The organism is Bacteroidota bacterium (genome assembly GCA_021300195.1).
Lineage (GTDB): Bacteria > Bacteroidota > Bacteroidia > J057 > JAJTIE01 > JAJTIE01.
Genome location: JAJTIE010000001.1, coordinates 12,654 through 34,981 on the forward strand (window position 1 = coordinate 12,654; position 22,328 = coordinate 34,981).

At 56.8% G+C, this 22,328-nt stretch carries 12 protein-coding genes and 1 pseudogene; 2 read left to right on the forward strand and 11 right to left on the reverse strand.

The features are described from left to right. The first annotated feature begins 9 nt into the window (after positions 1 to 9). Positions 10 to 2,247 (forward strand): TonB-dependent receptor, encoded by a 2,238-nt coding sequence (locus LW884_00070; protein MCE3006734.1) that lies wholly within the window; start codon positions 10 to 12, stop codon positions 2,245 to 2,247. A 46-nt stretch (positions 2,248 to 2,293) separates the two neighbouring features. Here LW884_00070 and LW884_00075 read toward each other — a convergent pair whose 3' ends face one another. The 10 genes and pseudogenes from LW884_00075 to LW884_00120 form a co-directional block, all read right to left on the reverse strand. Continuing rightward, the gene (locus tag LW884_00075; GenBank protein ID MCE3006735.1) at positions 2,294 to 2,956 is read right to left on the reverse strand and encodes a hypothetical protein; all 663 of its coding nucleotides are present in this window, start codon (positions 2,954 to 2,956) and stop codon (positions 2,294 to 2,296) included. Positions 2,957 to 3,026: 70 nt separating this feature from the next. Beyond that, positions 3,027 to 4,214, reverse strand: a complete 1,188-nt coding sequence (locus LW884_00080) for a phosphoglycerate kinase (protein ID MCE3006736.1) — start codon at positions 4,212 to 4,214, stop codon at positions 3,027 to 3,029. A gap of 78 nt (positions 4,215 to 4,292) precedes the next feature. Further along, positions 4,293 to 5,312 carry a type I glyceraldehyde-3-phosphate dehydrogenase gene (gene gap / locus LW884_00085; GenBank protein ID MCE3006737.1) on the reverse strand — a complete coding sequence of 340 codons (1,020 nt, stop codon included), beginning with the start codon at positions 5,310 to 5,312 and terminating at the stop codon, positions 4,293 to 4,295. 256 nt (positions 5,313 to 5,568) lie between these two features. Beyond that, a complete protein-coding gene (locus LW884_00090) occupies positions 5,569 to 7,179 on the reverse strand; it encodes an RNA-directed DNA polymerase (protein ID MCE3006738.1) in 1,611 nt (536 codons plus the stop codon). Positions 7,180 to 7,234: 55 nt separating this feature from the next. Beyond that, a complete protein-coding gene (locus tag LW884_00095; protein ID MCE3006739.1) occupies positions 7,235 to 9,157 on the reverse strand; it encodes a M23 family metallopeptidase in 1,923 nt (640 codons plus the stop codon). Positions 9,158 to 9,169: 12 nt separating this feature from the next. Continuing rightward, positions 9,170 to 9,916 (reverse strand): annotated as a pseudogene (locus LW884_00100) (peptidylprolyl isomerase). A gap of 157 nt (positions 9,917 to 10,073) precedes the next feature. Next, on the reverse strand, positions 10,074 to 12,800 hold the full coding sequence (locus tag LW884_00105) for a PD-(D/E)XK nuclease family protein (GenBank protein MCE3006740.1): 2,727 nt from the start codon (positions 12,798 to 12,800) through the stop codon (positions 10,074 to 10,076). A 126-nt stretch (positions 12,801 to 12,926) separates the two neighbouring features. Then, entirely contained in the window at positions 12,927 to 15,065 is a 2,139-nt protein-coding gene (locus tag LW884_00110) for a S9 family peptidase (protein MCE3006741.1), read from the reverse strand. 95 nt (positions 15,066 to 15,160) lie between these two features. Continuing rightward, complete coding sequence (gene mnmA / locus LW884_00115; GenBank protein ID MCE3006742.1) at positions 15,161 to 16,300, reverse strand: tRNA 2-thiouridine(34) synthase MnmA; 1,140 nt, start codon at positions 16,298 to 16,300, stop codon at positions 15,161 to 15,163. Positions 16,301 to 16,464: 164 nt separating this feature from the next. After that, on the reverse strand, positions 16,465 to 17,391 hold the full coding sequence (locus LW884_00120) for an SPFH domain-containing protein (protein MCE3006743.1): 927 nt from the start codon (positions 17,389 to 17,391) through the stop codon (positions 16,465 to 16,467). Positions 17,392 to 17,551: 160 nt separating this feature from the next. On the opposite strand from LW884_00120, the gene LW884_00125 reads away from it, so the two are divergent. Beyond that, positions 17,552 to 18,622, forward strand: coding sequence for a TerC family protein (locus LW884_00125; protein ID MCE3006744.1), 1,071 nt, complete (start codon positions 17,552 to 17,554; stop codon positions 18,620 to 18,622). Between the two features lie 310 nt (positions 18,623 to 18,932). On the opposite strand, the gene LW884_00130 is transcribed toward LW884_00125, so the two are convergent. Then, the gene (locus LW884_00130; protein ID MCE3006745.1) at positions 18,933 to 22,283 is read right to left on the reverse strand and encodes a S8 family serine peptidase; all 3,351 of its coding nucleotides are present in this window, start codon (positions 22,281 to 22,283) and stop codon (positions 18,933 to 18,935) included. Positions 22,284 to 22,328 lie beyond the last annotated feature (45 nt).

Genomic DNA, 22,328 nt, shown 5'->3' on the forward strand with positions numbered 1-22,328 from the left:
AGGTTCCACATGAATTCCTATCAGGTTAACTGTTTTATATTCACTATTCTCGGTGCTCTGCTGTTTTCCAATGGACTAGGACAAAATGCACGACAAATTTCGGGATTTGTTTTGACCGAAACGGGTTCGCCGGTTTATAATGCAAAAGTGCTGAATGGAGGTACACATGTGCATACGGGTCGGCAGGGAGAATTTGTTTTGACCGGCGTATTAACAGGAGATAGCCTAATCGTAGAGCACCTGTATTACAAGAACAAGATTTACGTAGTACTAGCAGAAGACTCGATCATATACATACAACTATCCCAAACTGAATTGATACTAGAAAATATTGAAGTGGAGGCAAATCTGGATGCATTGAATAATATGAGCCAGGTTGACTTGAACAACTTTCCGGTGAACTCATCTCAAGACCTACTGAGACTGGTGCCGGGTCTTACTACTGGCCAGCATGCCGGAGGCGGAAAGGCAGAGCAGATTTTTCTACGCGGTTTTGACGTAGATCACGGTACAGATGTGGCTATATCAACAGACGGATTGCCGGTGAACATGGTGTCGCATGCGCATGGCCAGGGCTATGCAGATCTGCATTTCCTGATACCCGAAACAGTGGAAAAGCTAGACTGGGGAAAGGGTCCATACGAGGCGAGCAAAGGAGATTTTGCAACAGCTGGATATGTAAACTTTTCTACACGCAGGCAGCTAGATAGCTCGCTTATACGTGCAGAAGCGGGGATGTTTGGCCACCGGCGTATACTGGCAATGCTAAAGCTGGCAGATAGGAAGGAGGTACAGTCATACCTGGCTACAGAATACCAGGAAGCAGATGGACCCTTCGAGAGCTCGCAAAACCTGAATCGTATAAATGGATTTGGCAAAATAACCTTTACCCCCTCTCATACAGATCTGATCGGCCTAACGGCTTCCCACTTCTTTAGCAGTTGGGATGCCTCGGGCCAGATTCCCCAGCGGGCAATAGATAGTGGTACTATCTCCAGATTTGGCGCAATAGACGATACAGAGGGCGGAATAACCCAGAGATCCCAAATAAGCGTTGACCACGACAAGTGGCTATCTGATCACAGCAGAATTTCAAACAAGTTATTTTACACGCACTATAATTTCTTGTTATATTCAAACTTCACATTTTATCTGAATGATCCGGTAAATGGTGACCAAATAAGACAAAGGGAGCAAAGAAATATGATTGGAATGCAGAGTGTTTATCAGCATGATCTTAAACTACTTGGTTTCTCCGTACACACCGAACTGGGGCTGTATCTCAGGCATGACAACGTGAATAACACCGAACTTTCACGTACAAAAAATAGAGATACCACCCTTAGCAGAATCCAGTATGGAGACATTCGGCAGACTAATTATGCTAGCTATTTTAGTACTAAGCTAACAAGGGGGTGCTGGGTTGTGAGTCCGGCTATACGTGTGGATTACCTGGACTTCCTCTACAGGAATGCGCTTGAGCCTACCTATAATCCGAAAAGTAACACAGCAGCCTTGCTGAGCCCTAAGCTGAGCATACTATACTCTCCCGCTCGGCAGGTTCAGTTATTTTTGAAAGCCGGTAAAGGTTTCCACTCAAACAGTGCTCAAGTGGCTACACAGCAGGATGCAAAGAAGACACTTCCTGCTGCATACAGTGCGGACCTTGGTTATATCTGGAAGCCTGGTCGCAATCTATTCGTGAGCATGGCGTATTGGCATCTATTTCTTGAGCAAGAATTTGTATACGTAGGAGACGAAGGAATAGTGGAGCCCGCAGGAAAGACTGAACGGCAGGGTGCAGAGTTAGACCTACGTTACCAACCGCTAAGGTGGTTGATTGCCAACCTGGATGCCACATATACCTTTGCCCGACTAACGGAAGCTACCACCGGAGAGGACAGAATTCCGCTTGCACCCACATTCACGCTCACCGGAAGTTTGAGTGCTCGTATGCGCTCTGGTATGTATGCCAGTATAAGGATGCGGAACCTGGCGGATAGACCTGCAAATGAAAAAAACTCGGTGGTGGCCAGGGGCTATACCATTTTTGGCCTCTCCGGAGGCTACCAGGCTGCAAGACTGGGCCTAGAGCTGCAAATTGAAAACCTCTTCGACGTAGACTGGAATGAGACCCAGTTTTCAACACTTACTCGCCTAAAGGATGAGACAGAGCCCGTGGAGGAGATTCATTTTACCCCAGGCACGCCCCTTTCAGTTAGGGCGCAGTTGACCTATCGATTTTAGCAGATGAAGAACGTTCTATTGGTATTGCGCAATAGCCAGTAGAAGACTAAGCTCTTTCACTTAGTGGATTAAAAAATGAGTCTACTCTTCGCTGAAACTGTGCCGGATGACCATACCAAAGTTCGTATTCCGCCTCTACGGTTTGGGTAAGCAGGCTGGCTGCACCCAGCACGGTCTGGGGGGCCAGCTGTAGCCGGGGTAGCAGGGTGCAGCCAGCACCTACAAAGGTGGCCTCGCCCAGCTGGCATTCGGCACCTATGTAGCTTAGCCCCCCCACCTGCACCCCCGCTGCCAGTACACAGTCGTGCTCCACTACAGCATTCGGGTGGATGAGGCAGGCATCCCCGCACCGCACACGGCTGTGCACTACTGCCCCGGGCAGTACCACGCAGCCTGCCTGCAGCCGGGCACTGGCTGCCACCTGCGCCCGGGGATGCACCAGAGCCGGAAACTGGCAGCCCGCTGTAGCCAGGCGGCGCATGAGGGCCAGCCGGGTGGTATTGTGCCCAATGCCCAGTACCACCTCGGGTGCTTCTGCGCTTTGCAGGGCATCTTCCTCGCTTAGCACGGGTGTCTTGTCCACCCGCCCGCCCCACAGGCTGGCATCGGCATCTACAAAGAAATACACACGCTGGGGCCACAGCAGCCGCGCCGCTTCCAGCAGCACGCGCCCGTGCTGGCCCGCCCCGTATAGGTACAGCGGTTTCATGTGGCAATGGTGGGCTGAAGTACGGCCCTTCTGCGGCCCTGTGCGTAGGACCTGTGCCTGGCTGCGCACATCAGGCGTTCAGGGCTGCTACACCGGGCAGTATTTTTCCCTCCAGGTACTCCAGCAGTGCCCCCCCGCCTGTGCTCACATAGCTTACGGCATCCTCCTTGCCCGCCTGGGCAATGGCCGCCGCACTGTCTCCGCCGCCCACAATAGTGTATGCGCCCTTTTGGGTAGCTACCGCCAGGGCATCGGCTACTGCGAGGGTGCCCTGGGCAAAGGGCTCCAGCTCAAATACCCCCATGGGGCCATTCCACAGTACCAGCCTGGCCTGCTCTATGGCTGCCCGATAGGCAGCTATGCTCTCCGGGCCGATATCCAGGCCCATCCAGCCGTCGGGTATGGCCTCGTTGCTCACCACCCGGTGATTTGCCTCTGCGGCAAAGCGGTCTGCCACCACGCTATCCGTAGGCAGCAGCAGTTTTACCCCCCTGGCCTTGGCTTTTTCCAGTACCTGCCGTGCCACCTCCAGTTTATCTTCTTCTACCAGGCTGCTGCCTATGGCTTTGCCCTGTGCCTTCAGGAAGGTATAGGTCATCCCCCCGCCTATGATGAGGGTATCTACCCGCTCCAGCAGCTGGTCTATCACCAGTATCTTGTCGCTCACCTTGGCTCCGCCCATGATGGCTACGTAGGGGTGCTGCACCTGGTTCAGTACGCGCTCGGCATTGGCTACTTCGCTAGCCAGTAGGTCGCCTGCGTATTTTTCTTCAAAAAATTCGGCTACAATGGCCGTGCTGGCGTGTGCACGGTGGGCCGTACCAAAGGCATCGTTTACATACACGTCTCCGTGCCGTGCCAGCTGGGCTGCAAAGTTGCGGTCGCCCTTGGTCTCCTCGGGGTGGAAGCGCAGGTTTTCCAGCAGCAGCACCTGGCCCTGCTGCAGGCTGCGGCTAAAGGCCTCGGCCTCGGGGCCTATGCAGTTTGGGGCAAACAGGATTTCGCGCCACAGCAGGGTGCCCAGGTGGGCCAGCAGGTGCCGGAGGCTGTATTTTTCTTCCGGTCCGTTTTTGGGCCTGCCCAGGTGGCTCATCAGCACCAGGCTGCCCCCCTCCTGCAGGATGTGCTGCAGGGTGGGCAGGCTAGCGCGGATGCGTTTGTCATCGGTTATTTCGTACTGGCTGTTCAGGGGCACATTGAAGTCTACGCGTACCAGTGCCCGTTTGCCTTGCCAGCTGGTTTGGTGGATCGATTTCATGAAAGTAGGGGGTAGGGGGAGAATGGGTCTACATAAAAAAAGGGCGGAGTATCCGCCCTTGTGTTTCGCACTGCAGGTTTATACACGCGCTGGCTGGCCTATCAGGCTGGCCAGCTTCTGCACCAGGTCGGCCACCCGGCTGGCATAGCCCCATTCGTTGTCATACCAGCCTACTATTTTCACCTGCTTGCCTTTTACGTTGGTCAGCTCGGCGTCAAATATGCAGCTGTAGGGGTTGCCCACTATGTCGGCGCTTACCAGGGGTTCTTCGCTGTACTGCAGGATGCCTTTCAGCGCACCGCTGGCGGCGGCTTTCATGGCAGCATTTATCTGCTCCTTACTTACCTCGCGCTCCACCTCCACGGTCAGGTCGGTCAGGCTACCGGTTATCACGGGCACGCGTGCGGCAAAGCCGTCCAGCTTGCCATTCAGCTCGGGCAGCACCAGGCCCACGGCCTTGGCAGCACCCGTGCTGGTGGGTATTATGCTGTGGGCAGCAGCCCGCGCACGGCGCAGGTCTTTGTGCGGGGCATCCTGCAGGTTCTGGTCGGCGGTATAGGCGTGTACGGTGGTCATAAAGCCGCCCCGGATGCCTGCCAGCTCGTGCAGCACCTTGGCCATGGGTGCCAGGCAGTTGGTAGTGCAGCTGGCATTGCTCACTATCTTCATGTCTGGGGTCAGGCCCGCATCGTTTACGCCCAGTACCACGGTGTAGTCCACGTCTTTGCCGGGTGCACTTATCAGTACCTTCTTGGCCCCGGCCTGCAGGTGCTTACCGGCCCCGGCCTGGTCTACAAAGCGGCCCGTGCTTTCTATCACCACGTCTACGCCCAGTGCGCCCCAGCCCAGGTTGGCGGGGTCTTTTTCGGCACTGGCGATGATCTTTTTGCCGTCTATGAACAGGTGTGCCTCGTCGTGGCCGATGGTGCCGGGCCAGGGGCCGTGGGCCGAGTCGTACTTGAACAGGTGTGCCAGGGTGGCATTGTCTGTCAGGTCATTGATCTTTACGATCTCTACGCCCTCCAGGCGCAGCAGATTTCGCGCTGCCAGGCGGCCTATGCGGCCAAAGCCATTGATGCCAACTTTTATCGCCATGATGCTGTGTTAAAAAAGATAGGGTTTGCTAAATCGAAATTAGCTGCAAAGGTACGAAATATCCCAGGCTGGTGCCAGCTTTTTTGCCGTGTACGGCGGTGTGTGCGGCGGCGGGCTAGCTCCGCTCGGGGTGCAAGCGGCGGTATAGGGCAATGGTTTCCTTCAGGGCGGCTATCTCGGCATAGCGGGCGGCCAGCAGCTGCTCGTATAGGGCCTGATTGTACGGGCTTTGCTGTTGCAATCACTTTAGACATGATCACTAGTTGTACTGTGAAAATACTTCTACTTCGTCGGACGATACTTTTTTACCTAATTTATTTTTCTTTTTTTGATCAATGAAAGATAGATTCTTTTTTATGTTGCTTGAGATATCTTCCTTCACCCAATCAAAATTCCAGATTTCAATTTCATCTTCATTCACCTTTTTTGTAAGCATTTCACTCCAAATTATATCCTTATTCTGAAGGCAAATCCGTTGCAGCCAAAGCTCAAGAATCCCTGAATTCTGTATCGTCCTCAATTTTTCAATTATCTTAGACTTTAGTGCTTCTTTTTTTCCTTCATCGCGCTCCATTTCTAATAGATGACTCAATATAGCACAGCCAATCGAATATATATTAGAGTTTCTGGTCATAATAGAAACAAGAATTGAGCAAAGTTTTTCCATATCGCTTAATTTAAATATATCGACTTTTCGCATCCTAATTTTTTTCTCACCTATTTCATTTATCTGTGCATCCAAACTTAATCGTCGCTTTCTTCTGATATCTTTGTATACTTGGCTTAGTACTCTCGCTATTGTTCCAGCATTTGTATGTGTCAGGCTAAACTCATGCAAGGAAATAAGTTTTCGAAATATTGTGTTACTTTCTTTTTCATATACCATCCAGTCCTTCTTATCCTGTTTGAGTGAACTGGATATTATATTATTCGAAATATAGGTTTTTTCTTTGTTTAACTTCATTCCAAGTTCCATAAGAATTTTCGAAAGACTCCTCATTATCATTTCAAGATCTGAAGAATTTTGGGCAAAAACTCTGTAATCATCCCGGTGCCTAAGAATTCTGAAATTGAGCACAGGTCCCTGAGACAGCTCCTTTTTCAGCTCCTTTTCTAGCAGACTATCCGCATATGCCAGTACCATCTCGGCAATAAAATCCATAAGAACGCTACCCTGAGGGATACCATTGGTTTGTCCGTGCTGCATCCCTTGGATAGTTTTATCTATCTCATCGCCGACCAGAGACTCTTTCACTGTTCCGTTTTTATTCTCCTTTGCCGTCTCCTTGTCATGTAGTGCCCAGGCGATAGTGTGCGTATAGATAGAACCGTAGCAATCGACGATATCTGTGTGTAGTACATATTCATAATTAAGAGCCAAGCTAAGAGATTTTTGCTCGTTTCTTTCTACCCACTCTGATATACTAGCTCCTTTTAATGTTTCGCTTTTTTTATCGATCTTAATAGGACAAACAGGCATACTGGTACATTCTATTTGATCTATTTTTAGATCTTCAAATCTTTTTAAAATCAATTTCCAGTTATCTTTTTCTGTTATTATTCTTACCAGTAATATATACAATACTGGATTTATTAATTGAAGAGGTCTCCAGGCATATTTCCCGTCTTTGTTGTGATATATAACATGATTCACTTTTTCAAACTTACTTGGCAAAATACCTTTTTTCAATAATAAGTCCTTCAATTTGCGTTTGTCTATAATTTCATAAATACTAGAAATAAACCCTTCGAAATCAAAATAGGGCGGTAATTTCTCGGAAAAATAGGCATCCCCGCTGAGGAAAAAATCTCTCGCCTCATCATGCGTTAGCTCCAGTATGCTTTTCCTTAGTACTTTTTCTTTGCCCATATCGGCAATTTATTATAGTTATTTCTTTCCTAGCCTGCCACTGTGTTGGCCTTTTCTATGGCGCTTCCAGGTGCAGGTTCTGGCTGTGTTCGGCCGCATTTCCGGCTCTATCCTGGCAGCGGATGCGTAGCTGGTGTGGGCCGGCTGCCAGGCCTGCCGGCAGCCAGCATACCAGCATTTTGGTGTAGGGGTAGTACTCGGCGGGCATCCACTGGCCATCCAGCTCTACCCGCACACGGGCGGGGTCTATGCCAGTGTCGGCATCGGCCAGGGTGTAGCGCAGGGGCTGGCCGGCCTGCAGGGTGTCGGTCTGGCTGTCGGCCAGTAGGGTGGGTGCCAGGGTGTCGGCTTCCAGGGTGCAGTAGGTGCCCAGCGTAAGGCTGCTGGCGCTGCGGCCCGCACTCAGGTAGTCGGCCCGGGTGGGGCTGGTGCGCTCGCCCAGGCAGGGGCCACTGGCGTGCTGCAGGCTCATCTGCCGGAAGAGGGCGGTGCCTGGCGGCCCCAGCTGCAGCAGGGGCGCATGGGCACTGCCCAGGCCCAGGCTGTCGGGCAGCAGCTCGGCAGTCAGGTAGTGTGGCTCGGCCACCGCCCCGGCGGGTATCTGCAGCCGGTAGCCCAGGGTGTCCAGGCTCAGGGCCCTGCGTGCATCCACGTAGCCCACCAGGGGCAGGGCCAGTGCCTGGGGCCAGGCAGGGTGGCTGGCCTGCACCGGCCAGCGGCCCCCGTGCAGGGGCAGCACCCACACGGCCCGGCCGGGATGCTGGTAGCTGGGTGCCAGGCTGCTGGTTTGCCCATCGGAGTAGCGGAGGGCCAGGCCCTCGCCCGCTGGCAGCAGCGGCCCATCCAGCACTAGGGTGCTGCCCGCCAGCTGCCACTGTGGTGGCTGCCCCGCGTGGGGGTGCGCAGCATCCACATAGCGGGGTGCCTCGGCCTGCCAGCGCACGGCCTGGGTGTAGGTGGCCGCATTGCCGTGGTAGTCAGTGAGCAGCAGGCGCAGCCGGTGCACCGCCGTATCGGCCCGGAATAGCACCCCCTCGTTTACCAGGCCGGTATAGATGGGTGCGCCATTGCCCGCCACCCGGTAGGCCCGCTGCATCCAGCTGCCCGTGGCCATTTTCTCGGCAAAACTACAGTGCCGGTGCACATACAGCATGTCCGAAAAAGCCATGCGGTCCATCCGGTAGGCATATACCAGGCTATCATCCAGGTACAGCTGCGTTTGGTAGTGGCCGTTCACGTTGGCCGTGCCGGTCAGTTTGTCCCAGGCCACGTACTCCAGGCCCACGGTGCCCAGCAGCAGCAGGGTGTCTGTGTGGTAGTAGTACTGTTCCGACCGCAGGGGGGTGCGTTCCAGGCAGCCATACTGGCCGTTCACCCGGCTGTGTGGGCCCAGGCACTGCCACCGCAGGCGGTGCAGGGTGGGCGGCAGTTCGTCGGCCAGGCTATCGCGAAAGTATCGGAGGGGGTTCAGGATGTGCCCCTCGGCATCGCGCACCTCAAAGTGTAGGTGTGGCCCTCCGCTGTCGCCGGTGTTACCGCTCTGGGCAATGATCTCTCCTGCCAGCACGGTCAGTTCCCCTTTGGGGGGAAACAGGTCCTGCTCGAAGCGGCGAGACCGCTGCTGGGCTGTGCGCAGGTATGCCTCCAGCTGTGGGGCAAAGCGCTGCAGGTGGCCATACACGGTGGTTTGCCCATTGGGGTGGGTTATGAAGAGGGCACGCCCGTAGCCGGTGTGGCTGGCGCGTATGCGGCTGATGTAGCCCGTGGCGGCAGCCACCACATCCAGGCCAGTTTTGCCATAGGTGCCAATGTCTAGCCCGGGGTGGAAGTGTGCCCAGCGCATCTCGCCAAAGGTGCCGGTTATGCCCGGGCTATCCGGTATCGGCCAGCGGTATTGCGCCTTCAGTATGCCGGTGGCACCCACCAGGCAGCCTAGCACCCAGCCTAGCACACCCGGCAGTATACCCCATGTACCCATGTGCCCGGTGGCTTATTCGGGCTTCTGGAAGTTGGGGTAGGTTTTTTCGAACTGCTTATCCTTGTAGCTGCGGATCTCCACCTGCATGCGGATGTTCTTTTCGGGCCGATCTCCGGTGCCTGTGGGCTGGCGGGTAACCCAGTCTACCACCTCCATGCCGCGTATCACCTGGCCAAACACGGTGTACTGTCCGTCCAGGTGCGGGGCACCGCCTATGGTTTTGTAGTGCTCCAGTACCGCTTGCGGTGCGTTTGGCTGGCCAAACAGGCTGTCGTACTCGGCCAGAAACCGTTGGTTGATCTGCTGGCTGAGGGCAATGGCAGAGTCTCGGTCAGTTTGGCTCAGCGTGGCCCAGTCTATTTCCTGCACCCACTGGTTTTCGGGTTTTGCAATCCATTCGCCGGTAAAATAGGCCTGATATTTGCGCATGCGGTACTGTTCGGTATACTGTTCCAGCTCTTCGTCGCCCAGGGTTTTACCCTGCACAAGGTAAAACTGGCTGCCCGAGCTACGCATCTCCGGGTTGTCGGGTCCGCCCCGGCGGGCAGCGGCCAGTGCCCCCCGATAGTGTGGGTGCTTGTCCCGTATCTCGGCCTGGATGGTGTAGTCTGGCCCCCCAAGGCCATCATTCATGTCATCGCTGTCCTTGCTATTTGGGTCGCCCCCCTGCACCATGAAACCTGGAATGACGCGGTGAAAGGTGGTGCTGTCATAAAAGCCTTCCTTGGCCAGTTTCAAAAAGTTTTCGCGGTGCAGCGGCGTATCTTCATACAGCCAGAGGTGTACCTCTGCAGGCTTGGCCGCGCCGGTATCCACCAGTAGCACGGGTACCTCTATCATGGGTGCTTCCTTCTTGGCCTGAGCAAAGGCCTGGCCGAACAGGCAGGCCAGGGCGATGAGTAACATACGGTTCATGCTACGAAGATACAGAATCTCGCTGGCAGATCCCCACATAGTCGCAGTACGTGCAGGTGCCTTTATCCGGGGTTTGCGCATAGGGTTCGCTCAGCATCTTTTCCAGCAGCCGGGCCAGGTATTCGTTTAGTAGCCTGTGGTCCAGCTCATTCATTTCCAGGGTCTGTATTTCGGGCAGGCGGGCCTTTAGCTTGTAGAAGCCCACTTCAGGCAGCTGGCCCCCTCCGTGCTGGCTGGCATACAGCCAGGCGTATACCAGCCCCTGCAGGGCCTGTTTGCCCAGGGCGGCCCCTGGCTCCAGCTCGGCTACCTTTAGTACGAAAGCCTTTTTTTCATCCAGCTTGCCGGTTTTGTAGTCCAGTATGTGCACGCGTCCAGCTTGCTCTTCCACGCGGTCGGCTGTGCCATACAGGCGTATCGTGGCATCCTCGCCCAGGCGGATGCGTGCGTTCAGGCTCTGCTCCAGGTCTATTAGCCGGAAAGGGGCCCGCTGTTCATCCTGCTGCAGCACGGCCCGCACCAGGTGCCGGATGATGCCAATATCCAGGCTCAGCTTGCCATGGGCGGTTTCGGCATCGGGCTGCACCTGCAGGCATGCCTGTTTCAGGGCGCTATCCAGGGTGGGCTCCTGTGCCATAGCGGCCAGTTGCTCCGCAGTTACATACTGGCCCTGCCAGGGGGCGTACAGCAGCTCCAGCGCCTTGTGCAGCACCAGACCAAAGACGCGCTGGTCCGGATCTTCGTCCACCGCTTCGGCTGGCTTCAGCCCATACAGGTAGCGGAAGGCAAACTGTAACGAGCAGGCCTGGTACTGATTGAGGGCTGTGGGCGATAGGGTGGGCAGGGCTTCCTCGTCATTTGCTACGCTACGCGTAAGCCGTGCCAGCCGCCAGCTGCGTTCGGGGTTCAGCACGATGGGCTGCGGCTGCAGTCCGGTGGCACCCAGGTGGGGCCGTAGGCTATGTAGCTGCACCTGGGGGTTCTGGCTGCGCCACTCCAGGCGCACCTGTGCCAGGTAGCGACTCGCAGTTATGCCCTCGGCTTCATTTTCGGTATAAAACAGATGGATGCGCCGCGCCTGGGCCAGTAGTCGCCAGAACACATAGCTATACTGCCCCTCCAGGTCCTCGGGTGTGTGCATCCCCAGCCGGGTGCGTACGCTGGGGCTTAGCAGGTTGTCTGGCCTTGGGCTGGGGGGTAGGCTACCCTCCTGCACGGATAGCATAAATACCTCCTCAAAGTCCATGGCTCTGGTTTCCAGTAGCCCAATTACCTGCAGGCCCTTGCCCGCTGTGGGTGCAAAGGCCAGCCTATCCTGGCCCAGCAGGTGGATAAAGAGGTCTCCGAGGCTCTTGGCATCCAGGGGTTGGCCTGTGGCCAGCTGTTTCAGCTGCCCGGCCCGTAGCTGCGCCTGCGCCAGGTAGGCGTGGTCGTAGCTGGCAGATTGGGGCAAGAGGCTGTTCAGCAGGCCCAGTAGTTCCGGGGTGTGGCTCAGCCAGTCGGCTGCTGTATCGATGGGCCGTAGCAGGCTGGCGAGCAGTGGGTGCTGGGTGCGTGGCCAGCTGTAGATGCGGTTGTACTGCTGGGTGTTGTTCACCAGGCTCTGGCTCTCCTTGCCTGCCAGCAGCTGCAGCAGGGGGTGCCGCAGCAGCTGTAGCAGGGGGCTGTGGTAAAAGCCCTCCGGCTTCCTACCCTGGTGCAGCTGCTGCCAGCTGTGCAGCAGGGCATGCAGGCTACAGGCCCTGGCTGGGTAGCCCATAGATACGTTTACTGCGGGCAGCACGGCCGGCAGGGCCTCCAGCAGGGTGGGTAGTAGGGTTTCGTCTGGCAGCACCACCGCCCATTTGCTCAGCGTATCGGCCCAGGTGGTGGGCTGCTGCTGCTGCAGGCTTTGCACCCGCCGGTGCAGCTCGGCCCCCAGGGCATACACCTGCCCCAGGTCTGTAGCGCAGGCCTGCTGCTGCACCCCGTAGGGGGCTTCTGCCAGCCTGCGGCCTACGGGCAGGGCCGAGTGGGCCAAGGCGGGTGCCATTGCCTGTACGCTGCGGTACAGGTGCCCGGCACTGTGGTGGGTAGGCTGTAGGTAGTAGGCATCCAGCTCCCAAAAAATGCGTAGCTGTGCACGGCTAGCCAGATGCATCAGAATGTTCCGCTCGGCCTTGCCCAGGCGGTCGGGGGCTACCAGCCACACCGGCTGCGTGGGCAGGTAGTGCGCAGGCCGCTCGGCCACCTGGCGCAGCACCTGGCCTTTGTCCAGCCGCTGCTGCTGGGCCAGCAGGGCCTTGTAGCGCGTGTAGATGTGGGCTGTCCGGGCCAGCGTGTCCAGGTGCAGTTGCTCAAAGTGCTTTAGTGGGCCAGCGTGGTCCTGTGCAAGTTCTGCATCGGGTAGCAGCTCGGCCACCCCTGCTATTTCGTTTAGCGAGCCATCTACCTCTTCGTACAGCTGCTGCAGCAGGGCGGCCTCTGGCCTGAATAGCGAAAAAGGCACTGGCCGGTTGGCAGCCTCCCAGATGAGCAGCTGGCAGGCTAGGGGATCTGCTACCGGCAGTTCCACGCAGCCCTCTAGCCAGCCATGCAGGGTATCTATGCCCGGCAGCCAGCTACAGCCCGCCTGCACTAGCCCGCGCTGTAGCGTAAGCACGGCCCGCCGGGTGGGCAGCAGGATCTGCAGTTGGTCTACTTCGGCCACGGGTAGCGCGGCCAGCTGTTGCATCAGGGCATCTAGCATGCCTAAAGGTATGGTTTAGTCAGGCTATTGAGCAAGCTCCTGTTTGCCGACCTGCACCCCGCGCACAGGTGCCCTGTATGCCGGGCAAGCACGTGCGCGTGCGGACGGGGGAAAGCCTCGGAAGCGTTACCGGGCATTTGCGGGGCAGTGCTGCTGCAGGTAGCGATACATATACTGGTACAGGTGCCGCCTGTCTGGCCCCCCCACATGGTGGCCATGCCCGGGGTATACCATGTAGTCTACATTCGTAGCCCCGGCCGAAATACAGGTTTGCAGAAAGCTGAGTGTGTGCTGCCACACCACCACATCGTCTGCCGTGCCGTGTATCAGCAGCAGCGGATCCTGTAGCCCGGTGGCCGATACCAGGTTGCTCGCGGCTTCGTAGCCCTTGGGGTTGGCTTCGGGTGTATCCATGTACCGCTCGGTGTACATAATCTCGTAGTACTTCCAGTCTATAACCGGTGCGCCCGCTATGCCACAGGCAAATACCCCTGGGTGCCGGGTAAGCATGCGGGTGGTCATGTAGCCCCCATAGCTCCAGCCATGCACGGCTATCCGGCTGCTGTCTACATAGCTCAGCCCTTTCAGGAATTTCACCCCGGCCAGCTGGTCGTCTACCTCCGTTTGGCCTAGCCGGCGGAAGGTGGCCTGCTCAAAGTTCAGCCCTCGGTACTGGCTGCCCCGGCCGTCTACCGTAAACACTATGTACCCCTGCTGGGCCAGGAAATAGAGGTAGTAGTTAAAACCTGCGAGCCAGCTATTCTGCACCAGCTGCACATGCGGCCCGTTGTATACATACACCAGCACCGGGTAGCGCTGGTTTCGGTCAAAGCCGGCGGGTAGCAGGATCTTCGCATTTAGCTGGGTGCCATCCGGGGCCTCCACGTCTAGCAGCGATACCTCGCAGGGTGCAAAGTTGGCCAGTGGGTTCTTTGCCTCCTTCAGGCTTTTCAGCTGCCTACCCTGCAGGCTTAGTAGCTGCTGCTGTAGGGGCATCTCCGGGCCGGAATAGGTATCGAGCAGGAACTGCCCGCTGGGGCTTAGCTGTCCGCTGTGTACACCTGCTTTACTTGTTATAGACTGTGGCTGCCTGTTTGTACTCTCTGCCTGTGGCCGTCCTTTCAGGGGCAGGTAGTGTAGCTGCCTATCCATCCCCCGGTTGGCGGTGCAGGTGTACACCAGGGTTTCGCCCCCGTTGGCAAAGCCCAGGAATTCGGTTACTTCATAGCTACCCTCCGTCAGCTGGTTCAGCAGCTTGCCCTCGGTGGTGTATAGATACAGGTGCTGCCAGCCATCGCGCTCGCTAAACCAGAGGAAGCGGGTAGGATCATTGGGGAAGAAGATGGGCCCGTGCTCGGGCTCCACATATTTGGCATCGCGCTCCTCCAGCAGCACCCGCAGCCGCTGTCCGCTTCGGGCATCGTACTGCACCAGCTGCAGGTGGTTTTGGTCTCGGTTCAGCTCGGCTATGTACACATAGCGTTCTTCCGGGTCCCAGCTTATGTTGGTCAGGTAGGTGTCTTTGGGGTCGGGTGTTTGCAGATACACGGTCTGTCCACTTTTTAGGGCATATACGCCCACAGTCACCAGCTGGGTAGCCTGCCCGGCCATGGGGTATTTGAATGGCTTGTTTAAGGCCGGTGTTTGGGTAATGTCTATCATCGGCATGTCGCTCACGGGCCGCTCGTCCATGCGGTAGAAGGCCAGGAGGCTGCCCCTGGGGCTCCAGAAGGTGCCCTTGGTGATGCCAAACTCCTGCCGGTGCGCGGCCCTGCCGTAGCTTACCCCTTCCAGCTGGTTTTGCGTCAGGTTTCGTGCCTGTCCGGCTTCCTGTATGTACAGGTCTGCCCCATCCACATAGGCGTAGGCCAGGGTCTGTGGGTGCAGGTCGGGCTGCTCAGCTGCCGGCACGGTATTTACGAAACGAAGTGCCTGGGTGGTCAGGTCGTATACCCATAGTGTGTCCTGGAAGCTGAACTGGAGCCGCTGGGCATCCAGCCAGCTCAGCACAGGCAGGTTTGGCATGGCCTTCCCCTTGCGGGCCGCGTTTAGCTGGGCCAGGCTGAGTGTGCCAGCGGGTTTGCCCGGCACGGCCTTGTCGGTTGCCATATACCACAGCAGGCTGTCTCCCTGCTGGTAGCTATAGGCATCTGTATCCGCCCGCCAGCCCAGCTGCGATAGGCCCCGGGGATACAGCTGGGGGTTGAATATGTCCGGCAGCTGCATGCGGTTGGACTGGGCGGGTAGTATGCCGGGCAGGAGCATACAAAGTGTGCAAACTAGGCAAACGGATTGTCTCATGGCGAATGGTCTTCTGGTCCACAAGATACAACCTCTGTGCCAATCTCCACCCCCGGCGGCTACTGCTGCACATACTGCCCTAGGTGGGGGCGGGCTACCCGCGTGCTGTTTTCAATCCAGCCGCCGCCCACCACCTCGTCCCACTGGTCTCCGGCATAGAATACGGCACTCTGGCCGGGGGTAATAGCCTTTACGGGTTCCTCAAAGACGACACGGGCGGTATCCGGCGTAGCACCCGGATAGAGTGTGGCTGCGGCACCGGGGTCGTTGTAGCGGATCTTGGTGCGGGTGGCCAGGCCCTCTGCCGGAATCTCGGCCAGCTTAACCAGGTTGAGCCGCCGCACAGTCAGGCTATGGTCCAGCAGGTCTTCTTCCTTCCCTACCACCACGGTATTGCTGTCTGGCTCTATGCGCACCACGTAGTAGGGTTCGCCCAGGGCAGGCAGGCCCTTGCGCTGCCCCACCGTGTAGAAGGGGTAGCCCATGTGGGTGCCCATCGGCTTACCATCTACCCGCACCAGCGGGCCGCCCTCCAGCCTGGCGAGCTCGGGCTCTCGCCGCCGAAGGAAGCCCCGGTAGTCATTGTCGGGGATAAAGCAGATTTCGTAGCTATCGGGCTTGCTGGCCAGGGCCGCATAGCCCCAGTCGGCGGCCATTTGGCGTATTTTGGTCTTTTCGTATCCCCCTACGGGGAACAGGGTGCGCCGCAGAACAGCCTGGCCGAGGCCCCAGAGCACATAGCTCTGGTCTTTGGCAGCATCTACGCCCTTGTGGATTACTATACGGCCGTCTATCTCCTTCAGCTGTGCGTAGTGGCCGGTGGCTATGTAGTGGCACCCCAGTTTATCGGCCCGCCGCAGCAGGGCTTCCCACTTTATATGGGTATTGCATAGCACACAGGGGTTTGGGGTTCGCCCAGCTATGTATTCGTCTACAAAGTTCTGGATGACCGAGTCGCCAAACTCCTCGCGGATGTCTATGATGTAGTGCGGAAAACCCAGATCCACAGCCAGCTGCCGCGCATCATTTATGCTATCCAGGCTACAGCAGCCGGTTTCTTTTTTGTTTCCCCCGCTCTGGGCATAGTCCCAGGTTTTCATGGTGATGCCGATCACCTCATAGCCGGCGTGGTGTAGCAGGGCAGCGGTTACGCTGCTGTCTATGCCCCCGCTCATGGCTACCAGTACTCTCCCTTTCATGTAGCTCTCTTGCCTCTGTTATACGCGCATTATACGCGTTTGTAATGGGGCTTCTGCCCCTGCCTCGTTCCGTTTCGTGTATCTCTACGCGTAATTATACACAAAGGTAGGCAGGATGGTGCCCTTGCGCAACGCAGGGCCGCAGGCCCACCCCTCCTATCCCGCTAGGCTTTGCCCGCTGTGCCTGGCCCAGGCACCTGGTTTGCCATGATGAGGGTGCTACGGATCTGCTCTGTCAGGTCTCCCAGGCCACCGGGCGTGCTGGGTATCATGATGGTGGTGTTGTTGCTGTGCTCGGCCACGGCCTGCAGGGTGTCAAAGTACTGGGTCATCAGCACCAGGGTCATGATCTCTTGGGCGTTGCTGCCCTTTATGGTAGCCTCAAACTCCTGTATGCTCTGCTGCAGGCCCTCTATGATGGCCATTCGCTGGTCTGCCACCCCTTTTCCCTGCAGGGCCTTGCTCTCGGCATCGGCCTGGGCGGCCTTCACTTTCAGGATCTTGTCGGCCTCGCCTTTCTCATTGGCGGCTATGCGCAGGCGGGTAGCCGCATTTATCTCGTTCATGGCCTGCTTCACCTTATCGTCCGGATTGATGTCCGTAACCAGGGCATACAGGATGCGGTAGCCAAAGTCGTTCATGGTTTCTTCCAGTTCTGCCTTCACGGCGGTGGCTATCTCGTCTTTTTTGCCAAAAACGTCGTCCAGCGGCATCTCGGGTACACGGGCACGCACTACGTCGAATACATAGCTCGTTACCTGGTCGTGCACATTGCTCAGGCGGTAGTAGGCATCATACACACGCTCGGGCATCACCAGGTACTGCACGCTCACCTGTATGGTTACAAACACATCGTCCCGGGTTTTGGTCTCCACCGTTACTTCCAGCTGCATTACCCGCATGGACATGCGGGCTACTACGCGGTCTATCAGCGGGAGCTTCAGGTTTAGCCCTGGCCGCCCTATCGCCCGGAAGCGTCCGAAGCGCTCCACGATGGCTACCGTCTGCTGCGTAACGATGTAGAAGCTGCCAAAAACAACAATAAGGCCCAGAAGAGCCAGCAGTGCGTATACAACAATTTGTTCGATCATAGGTATGGCTTATAAAATTTTTATTAGTCAAAATTAATTAATTATTTGGTACGAAATTTGGAGCACCGTACGGGCCGTGGGGGAAGTGTACGCTCTCTCGCTGGGCCGATCGAATAAGAAAACCATCTCGTCTCCATATATTTAGCCATATTTTGTCTTCATGGATATTCAGCATCTAGAGTTATTCGGCTTCTTCAATGTGATGGTCTTTACCCTGCTTATGCTGGATTTGTTTGTTTTCCATCGTAAGAGTCATGTTGTTTCCGTGCGCGAGGCCCTTATTTGGACCGCTTTCTGGATCGTGCTGTCTCTGGGGCTCTACGTACTTATTTATTTCTACTACGGAGACTGGGTGGCACTGGAGCCGGGGCGTACCAGCCAGGATGCAGCCCATGAGTTTTTGGCTGCCTACCTGATAGAGAAATCGCTGAGCGTAGACAATCTCTTCATCTTCCTCATCATTTTCTCCCGTTTTCGCCTCCCAACTGCCTATCAGCACAAGGTGCTGTTCTGGGGCATTATGGGCGCTATTATCATGCGGGTGGCCTTCATCTTTGCCGGTGTGGAGCTCATCCACCGCTTTGAGTGGCTGATGTATATCTTCGGCGGTTTTTTGATCTACACGGGCTTCAAGCTGCTGAAGGAGAGCGAGCCCGAGATAGATCTGGAGAAAAACCCCTTTCTGCAGCTGGCGCGGCGCATTATGCCCCTCACTACAGAGTATTCCGGCGGTCGTTTCTTTGCCCGCTACAATGGGGTGCGCCACGCCACACCCATGTTTCTCGTTCTTATCCTGGTAGAGAGCACCGACCTGCTTTTTGCCCTGGACTCCATTCCTGCCGTACTGGGCATGTCAAATGACTTTTTGATCATCTACAGCTCCAATATTATGGCCATACTGGGGCTTCGGAGCCTCTATTTTGCCCTGGCTGGCATTATGCGCTATTTCCGTTACCTGAACATCGGACTTTCTGTCATCCTGATATTCATTGGCCTCAAGATGATATTGGCCATGGACTTTTTGATAGAACGGGGCTTTGGGTACAAGATCGACACCCATTATTCCCTTCTGGTTGTGGGTAGTATCCTGGCGGTGGCTATTCTGGCCAGCGTACTGAATCCGCTCAAAAAGGACGAAGAGGGCTCTCTGCTGCCCGAGCCCCTGCCCGAGCAGGACCCGGACGCAGAGCCGCTGCCAAAGCCTTCGGAGTCTGCCCAGGTTAAGAACTAGCGGGTGCCGGGCCCTGCACGGTGCCGGGTTTCTCTCCCCCTCTGCTTACGGTTGCTGGTTGTGGCTGGCTGTTTTATCCGGCTTGTGGCGCTGCCTGCTTTGGCGGTGCGGGTGGCTCCGGACGATCAACGCGGCCCCGCTGTGCCCAAATTCTGCCGGCTAAAAATGCAGGACTAAACCAACAACGTAGGGCCGAGCAGGCCTAAATCCGCTTGGCCCTACGCTTTTTGGCGTAACATTGGGCTACACACGAGCCCGTTCTTCGGGCCGAATGCCCGATTTCCCCCCTGTGTTCTCATCCAGCATCTGCCTACTGCACCACCAGCCGGGCCTGCTCCTGTATGCCCGATTGACGCACCACTACCTGATACACCCCTGCGGCCACCTGCCCCGGCAGCTGGATCTCGTGGTGTGTGGCAGGGGCTAGTACCTGCTGGTAGGCTACCCGCCCCAGCGCGTCTACCAGTAGCATGGTAGCCTCGGCACCGGGCAGCGGGGGCTGTATGAAGAAGCTACGCTGCTGCGTAGGGTTGGGATACAGCTGCAGGCTGCGTGCCCCTGTGGCATTGGTTCGGCTTGTCGTCTTGCTCAGTACTACACGCACCGTGGTGTCGCGCATAGCGGTGCAGGTGCCATTGCCTACGGTTACGGCTACGGTGTAGCTGCCCGGCCTTGAGAACGCGTAGCTGCCACTCCTGCCCGAGAAGCCAAAGCCATTGCCAAAGCTCCAGGTACGGCTCAGCGAGGGGTCTGCCCCTTCGGAGAAGTTGAGCACAGCTCCATCGGCCATGCTAAGCAGGGTGTCATTCAGTGTAATGCTGGGCTGTGGCGTGGGCAATACGGTTACCTGTATTTCCTTTTCTACCACACACCCGGCTGCGTCGTGGGCCTGAACCCGGTAGATGCCCGATGTGTGAAACACTTGGGTATTCCCCTCGGGCAGCGTACCCGGGCTCCAGGTGTGGCGGGTGGCACCGGGCGTGTTCATTTGCACGGTCACAGTTTCGCAGCCTGTGGGGTTTTGTGGCACCACTACCGTCAGCGCGTTCTGCTTGAACAGGCAGCCGTATCGGAAGAGGGCTGTATCGGCCAGGTCCTGCAGCTCGGCCAGGCTACAGGCCGATATGAGGGCATAGGCCAGCTCTATGCTGTCGTTGGCAAAGACTGTGGTGGGCCCTACCCCCAAAAACTGATATACATCCACACCCTGCCGGCTGGCCTGGCTGGTACCACTGCTGATGGCGGCAAACTTGTCTGCCATATTGAAGGAAAAGGTGCTCACGTCTACCGTGCGGGCCTGTACCGGGTAGTCATCTGTTAGCAGCACCATGCCCATGTAGGCATTACAGCCTTCGCGCTGGCCAATGTTGTCCACCCCCCAGCTGTACAGCAGGCGCCTGCCCGCGTCGTAGCCGGCAGTGTCTTGCAGGGCGTTGCTGTTAAAGTCCCAGTCGGCAGCCAGGGCAGCATACACATTGCTGATACTGAATACCTTGGGGTTCTTTATCACGTAGCGGTAGAGCACCATCCGGCCAAACACCTCTTCGTCAAAGCCATAGGCGTAGTGCGATACCTGGAATTCCTTCGGGTTTGTAGGTAGCCGGCTGTCATTCCACTGCGTCCGGATCTCTACGTCCGAGCGTAGCGGGTTCAGCACCGGCAGGGGGTTGCCCGCCGCCACAAAGTGGCTATCGGTTTTCCCGCCGGTTATGCGCAGGTTGTTCGCCAGTTCCGTAGGGCCGGTGCCTAGCAGGAAGCCACCTTCCCACAGGTAGTCCGAAAAATCCTCGTATTGCCATCCCCGTCCCAGCCATTGATTCGGGCTGTAAGGGTTTTGCCCCCATTTTCCGTCCACCCCCACAGAGGTGGAAACGTTGCGCGAGGCAACGGTTTGGAAAACCTCATTGATCCGGAGGGTAACCAGCTCGAAATCGGTATAAAACCCGTCCTGATACGTGATGCGGAAGGTAACCGAATGATTGCGGGGCGTGTTGGCCGCTGCTGTGAAGGCGAAGGTTCCGTTTGGACTTACCTTTTCGGCCAGCGCGGCAAAGGCCCCGGCAGTGTAGCTGGTGCTTTGGGCGCTTACGTAGGGGTCGGTGGTGGTTATCTGTATGGTGGCATTACTTGCCGGGTCCAGAAAGTTCTTGAAGGTGGCCCGTATCTCAAAAGCCTCGCCGGGCTGTATATAGTTGTCGTTTCCATCCCGAAACGCGTGCTGGATAAGGCGAATGCTGGGCGAGCTCAGGGTTAGGGCTTTCAGGAAATTTACCCTTCCTTTTCCCATTTTGTTTGCATAGGCGGGGTTGGTGTTCAGGGCATATACATCATCGCTCGTAACCCGCACCCGCTCCAGGGCTTGCAGGGCGGTGTATGTGGGAAACCGGGCGCGCACCAGGCCCACCAGGCCGGCTGCCACAGGTGCCGAAAAGGAGGTGAACTGGCCGCCGCCCCCCCCGTAGCCATTGTTGAAGCCCGCTGTGGTGGTACCCCCGGGGGCACTCACATCCACACGTGGGCCGTACGCATTGGTCAGCACGTCCGAATTATCGGTGGAGGTAACAGAGAGCACGTTCTCGTACGAAGCCGGATAGGTAACCTGCTCCGTTATGCTGTTTCCGGCAGCTGCTACCAGGGCGCAGTCTTCGTTGAAGGTGGCAAAGTTCACCACGTCCTGGGTATTCTGGCTATAAGCACGGGATCCATAAGACATGTTGATGACATGTGCCCCATGGGTAGCGGCATAGAAGATGCCGTCGGTAGTGAAATACAGCCCCCCTCCGTTGTAGTCGTGCATGTGCTTGGTGGGCAAAAATTTGCAGTTGAAGCCTGCACCCGCCATGCCGATGCCGTTGTCTGTCTTTGCGGCTGCAATACTGGTAGTGGCGGTGCCATGGTTTACTACTGGCGACAGCGTGCTACCGGCAGGCGGTGTGGGGTTCACCCGTGTGTTGTTGTCGGGCAAAATGGTAATGAACGCACCCGGTACGGCCCTTGCATCGGTACCCACAAAGTCCCATCCGGCGTAGTTGTCTATGTAGCCATCGTTATCATCATCTGTCCCATTTATGGGGTCCAGGCTGTTGCGCTTCAGCGATCCGTTCAGGTCCTCGTGGTCCCAGTTACAGCTTGCATCCACTACGCCGATCACAATGTTTGTGTCGCCCCGGGCCAGGTCCCACGCCTGCGTGGCCTGCACCACATTCAGCCATGCCTGCCCGCTAGACCCCACCAGTGGGTCGTTTGGCACATAGGCCAGGGGGTAGCTTATGTATTCCGGCTCTGCGTAGGCAAGGACCCCCAGCTTGGTCAGCTGTTGGCAGATCCGCAGCACATCAGCCTGCTCGTCAAAGTAGATGTTGTAGGTAAGCGTCAGGTCTACCAGCCGGGGGTTCCGCTTCAGCTGGATATCGCTAATCGCTGGTGCCCTCGGATACTTTTTCTCCACCCGTACTACGCCCAGCTTTTGAAATGCAAGCTGAACGGCAGGGAGCGAAATGTCATTCAGGGCGCAATGGCTCCGGTGTTCGGGCCTAACCTTCAGCACTGCCATGCCGGGTATCCACCCAGGCTGCTGGTCGGGCTGCTGCGCCCGGGATATAGAAGTGTACGACCCGATGATCCAGAGCAAGGAAATGTATAGGCAGGTATTGATTCGCATGCAGATTCAGCTTCTTAATTCCTTTTGTAAAACCCTTTAACGCTA

What these genes read in the sequence shown, in the direction of transcription:
- LW884_00130 (MCE3006745.1), bottom strand. Translation starts at nt 22,283, where the DNA reads ATGCGAATCAATACCTGCCTATACATTTCCTTGCTCTGGATCATCGGG.
- LW884_00110 (MCE3006741.1), bottom strand. Translation starts at nt 15,065, where the DNA reads ATGCTCCTGCCCGGCATACTACCCGCCCAGTCCAACCGCATGCAGCTG.
- LW884_00105 (MCE3006740.1), bottom strand. Translation starts at nt 12,800, where the DNA reads ATGCTAGATGCCCTGATGCAACAGCTGGCCGCGCTACCCGTGGCCGAA.
- LW884_00120 (MCE3006743.1), bottom strand. Translation starts at nt 17,391, where the DNA reads ATGATCGAACAAATTGTTGTATACGCACTGCTGGCTCTTCTGGGCCTT.
- mnmA (MCE3006742.1), bottom strand. Translation starts at nt 16,300, where the DNA reads ATGAAAGGGAGAGTACTGGTAGCCATGAGCGGGGGCATAGACAGCAGC.
- LW884_00095 (MCE3006739.1), bottom strand. Translation starts at nt 9,157, where the DNA reads ATGGGTACATGGGGTATACTGCCGGGTGTGCTAGGCTGGGTGCTAGGC.
- LW884_00075 (MCE3006735.1), bottom strand. Translation starts at nt 2,956, where the DNA reads ATGAAACCGCTGTACCTATACGGGGCGGGCCAGCACGGGCGCGTGCTG.
- LW884_00125 (MCE3006744.1), top strand. Translation starts at nt 17,552, where the DNA reads ATGGATATTCAGCATCTAGAGTTATTCGGCTTCTTCAATGTGATGGTC.
- LW884_00090 (MCE3006738.1), bottom strand. Translation starts at nt 7,179, where the DNA reads ATGGGCAAAGAAAAAGTACTAAGGAAAAGCATACTGGAGCTAACGCAT.
- LW884_00080 (MCE3006736.1), bottom strand. Translation starts at nt 4,214, where the DNA reads ATGAAATCGATCCACCAAACCAGCTGGCAAGGCAAACGGGCACTGGTA.
- LW884_00070 (MCE3006734.1), top strand. Translation starts at nt 10, where the DNA reads ATGAATTCCTATCAGGTTAACTGTTTTATATTCACTATTCTCGGTGCT.